5 protein-coding genes and 1 pseudogene are annotated in these 3,522 nt (G+C 57.4%); 3 read left to right on the forward strand and 3 right to left on the reverse strand.

From position 1 onward, the window contains the following. Nucleotides 1-274, reverse strand: a 274-nt coding sequence (locus DH08_RS05240; protein WP_192178216.1) for an FAD-dependent oxidoreductase, incomplete at its 3' end; no start/stop codon positions are given. Nucleotides 275-651: 377 nt separating this feature from the next. On the opposite strand from DH08_RS05240, the gene DH08_RS37310 reads away from it, so the two are divergent. Together DH08_RS37310 and DH08_RS37315 are read left to right on the forward strand one after the other, a co-directional pair. Then, complete coding sequence (locus tag DH08_RS37310) at nucleotides 652-1,053, forward strand: transposase (protein WP_210328544.1); 402 nt, start codon at nucleotides 652-654, stop codon at nucleotides 1,051-1,053. After that, nucleotides 989-1,423 (forward strand): transposase, encoded by a 435-nt coding sequence (locus DH08_RS37315; protein WP_428338282.1) that lies wholly within the window; start codon nucleotides 989-991, stop codon nucleotides 1,421-1,423. Before DH08_RS37310 ends, DH08_RS37315 begins: the two co-directional genes overlap by 65 nt. Here the strand turns inward: DH08_RS37315 and DH08_RS05250 are convergent. Together DH08_RS05250 and DH08_RS35765 are read right to left on the reverse strand one after the other, a co-directional pair. Then, on the reverse strand, nucleotides 1,324-2,106 hold the full coding sequence (locus DH08_RS05250) for a GntR family transcriptional regulator (protein ID WP_192178226.1): 783 nt from the start codon (nucleotides 2,104-2,106) through the stop codon (nucleotides 1,324-1,326). The genes DH08_RS37315 and DH08_RS05250 overlap by 100 nt on opposite strands. A 44-nt stretch (nucleotides 2,107-2,150) precedes the next feature. Then, nucleotides 2,151-2,525 carry a transporter substrate-binding domain-containing protein gene (locus DH08_RS35765; protein WP_210328543.1) on the reverse strand — a complete coding sequence of 125 codons (375 nt, stop codon included), beginning with the start codon at nucleotides 2,523-2,525 and terminating at the stop codon, nucleotides 2,151-2,153. A gap of 2 nt (nucleotides 2,526-2,527) precedes the next feature. Here DH08_RS35765 and DH08_RS05255 point away from each other — a divergent pair. Continuing rightward, nucleotides 2,528-2,789: pseudogene (locus tag DH08_RS05255) on the forward strand (AAA family ATPase); the annotation flags it as partial. Between the last annotated feature and the right edge of the window lie 733 nt (nucleotides 2,790-3,522).

The following is a 3,522-nucleotide window of genomic DNA, read 5'->3' on the forward strand; positions in this document are numbered from 1 at the left end:
AGAAGGGATTGTTGTGAGGCAGAAGATAGTTCGATCGAACAATCGTTGTGTTCCGCCCCACGTTGCCAGAGCCGATGTAGCTCTTTTCCAAGACTGCAATGTCTCTGATGCCGAACGTTTTCGCGAGATAGTAGGCGGTCGCCAAGCCGTGTCCGCCGCCGCCCACGATCACGACTTCATAGTTCTTCCTTGGAGACGGATCACGCCACGCCGGTTTCCACCGGCTGTTTTCCCTGAGACCGTTCAAAAACACCGATAGTGCGGAATAGCGCATTCTCTTCCTTTGCTCTCCCGCCTGTTGGAGGGCTGCGTTTTCATGACATTGCGGCCAGCGAAAGTTCGCTGATGCGGACAATTCTGGCCTGCACTCCATGTCCGGAGCGGACTGTCAGCTGCACGAAATTAGAACGCAGATCAGTACACATACTGGATACTGAGTCAAGACAATTTGCTGGTTGTCGTTTCGGAATCGCCGCTATGGCGACTGAACAACATTGTCCTGCGTATCAAACGGCAGGTGATTGAGATGTAGGGCCAAACTCAAAGAACGCCGCGAGCGTGTGCTCGCGGCGTACTTTGATAGGGTTGTAGGATTGTATCAGCTGATCGAAGCGGCGACCGCGCTACCTTTTTAACACGATCGGCCGGCTTCTGCCTGCTGAACGAGGACGCGCCTGCCGTCCAGCTCAAGGCAATCGGCGCTATTTCGCAGGCATGATGTGGATGGCCCGCACCGGCGCGCAATGGCGCCATCTGCCTGCCGAGCACAGCAAGTGGAACAGCGCCTTTTCGCCGATATCGACGATGGGTCGAGACCGGCGTGTTCGCGATGCTCGAAAGGCTGGCCGAATTGGTCGAGCGGGATCGAAGCGCGGACATGATCGACAGTACCGTTATCCGGCCACACCATTATGCAGTCGGTATAAAAAGGGGATTCAGGAGGCCGAGGCGCTTGGCCGATCGCGCGGTGGCTTCACCTCCAAACTCCATGCCCTATGTGACGCAAAAGGCCGGCCCCTTCGGCTTCGTGCTCACGCCGGGGCAGACCCATGACACCCCAGGGCTTTGCCCCTCTGTTCTGGATGATCGCCGACCGGATCGAGGCGCTGCTCGCGACAAGGGATATGACGCCGACGCCATTCGCGAGGAGATCGCCAAGGCCGACATCGAGGCCGTCATCCCCGTTCAACAAGCTCAAGAACTGGCGATGCGTTGCCATCCGATACGACAAGACCAAGGAAACCTACCTCGGCTTTGTCGCCATCGCCGCTGTCAAACTATGGATACCCTTTGTCCACCAGCGCTAGCGCGCACCTTGCTCTATCATCTCGCTGACGTCTGGATTGCGAGGGCAGGCTTGGATCTGATGGAACGCGATCCCCCGAACAGCCTCTGCTTTAGACGAGCTGCTGCGAGGTCTTGATGAGCGATCGCCAGTCGGTCAGCTTCCTCGATATCACGAGCGGCGATTGCATCCACTATTTGAGCATGCTGTCGAACTGTTTCCGACAGATGGGCAAGCAGCTCCTCATTCAGGACGACCCCATATATTTGCGTCTCCTCGTCACTAGAGAAGGCTGCTCGCGAAAGGCGGCTGAAAGCATAAAGAAGATGTTCGTAAAATTCCGCGAAATATCTGTTACGGGCGGCAGCCGCGATGCTCATGTGAAACGCCAAGTTCGCATCCTGGCGTTGGACGCCATCCCCCTGCGAAACGAGTGCTTCAAACTTGCGGTGTCTTTCCTTTATTTTCTCAAGATCTTGATCCGTCCTGTTTTCCGCCGCCAAGCGATGTATCATTCGGCTTGTGATTATGATGGCGTCGAAAAGCCTCGGCACTTCGTCAAAATCGAACGAGGCGGCACGCGCCACCCGGCCATCTCGAACGATAAGGCCTTCGGAAATAAGCTGTATTATGGCTTCTCGAATCGGTGTTCGAGACACCGAGTGCTTGGCGGCAATGCTAGCTTCGTCGATGATTGCGCCAGGCCGCGTCTCCAGGCGCAATATGCTGTTGCGCAAAGTTTGGTAAACTCTGTTTCCGTCTCTCGCCTTCTTGCGTCCGGTCATATCTTCGTCCCAAACGTTCCCCATGAGCAAAGCCATGCGAGGCAATCATTTTCCTGTTTGATCAAGAACGCAATCGGCTGTCAAATGAGAACAACCTCCAATGAACCGCGCCGGGTTGATCGGAGGCTCCAACTCCTGAGAAGGTGGAGCCATGACAAGCAAGACACGACTGGGAAGGACAATTTTTCGGCGCGTGCCTTGGTCGGCGTCAACTGACCCATGGCCATATCCCAACGGCCCTCCCACTCGCCTGCGGTGATGAAAACCCAGGCCGGCGTTACGAATTTGGCCTTCACACCTAAGTATTTCGCGATGGCATTGGCGATGTCCACATCAGAACCATCGAGCTCGTGTTTATCGTTTAAGAACGACATCTTCCCCCAGTCCGTCCCGACCGCCACTGTCAGGGTCTTTGTGGCGAGCACGCGATCGAGAGGCGCGAGTTGATCCGACATGGGCGCGGCGGGCGATCTGGCTGTCGGACCGGCGCTCGCATGGTGTTCCGGAAAAGGTGCTGGAGGGCGTCTTCTCGCGCTATCACCGGTTGTCGGCCGAGCAGAGAACGGCGATCGAGCGAGTCGCTAACTAACGCGGGCAGAATTGCCGCTGTCGTTGTCCGCGCCGGCGCCGGCAAGACCATCACGATAAAGGCCACGCGCGAGACCTGGGAGCTCGCTGGCTACCGCGTGGTCGGCACGGCACTTGCCGGCAAGGCGGCCTAGACCAGGAACTTGTCTGAATGATCACTGGTCGATGGACTGCAAGCCTGATTCTTTGGGAGGCTATGAGGAAATTCGCCCTGACCAGGCGAAGCTTGTGCTGCGGAGCGTGCGAGATACGTGCACAAGGACCACTATCCCGACTGATCGTAGCGCTGGTGCGGGAGAGCATGGATTAGTCGGGCACCGCAGCAGCTATAGGATCGGTCTGGGGCAGCGCCCTCGAGCGGTATGATGACGGCGCTGCTTCTGCAGAGCTTGCGACCGGCCCAGCTCGTCGCGGCGGCCCGCCAAGGTGGCGGCGGAGCGAGCGGACTTTCGTGATGATCGCGGCGGATGTGTGCCGGACTTCGGCAGGATCTCGGAGTTCTGCTTCCCGCTTGGCATCGCTTTGTCGGATTTGCGCAGGCTAGCTGCCTTGCCTCTGACCTCCGGCCATTCACAATATAGGTCCGCGTTGGGCCGGGCAACCGTAGCCGCAGGCATGGCGCTCTTTCAAGCATTTGGGCAGCTGGAGGGCAGCGTGCTCAAGGCGCGTTCCATGCGTAACATCAACAAGCTCGATTCTGGATTCTACCACAATGCAATGTCGACGTGATGAACTGGCAGGCGGTATCAGGGCTTTGGCTCGGGTCCATCTCGTTGCCAGATGACAACAATACAAAGACTGAATTTGACGTAAGCCGCCCCGCGATTGATCCTCAACAATCGAAACTCAGTCAGGATTACAGGG

The sequence above is a fragment of the Mesorhizobium amorphae genome, from assembly GCF_014843845.1.
GTDB classification, from domain to species: Bacteria; Pseudomonadota; Alphaproteobacteria; order Rhizobiales; family Rhizobiaceae; genus Mesorhizobium; species Mesorhizobium amorphae_A.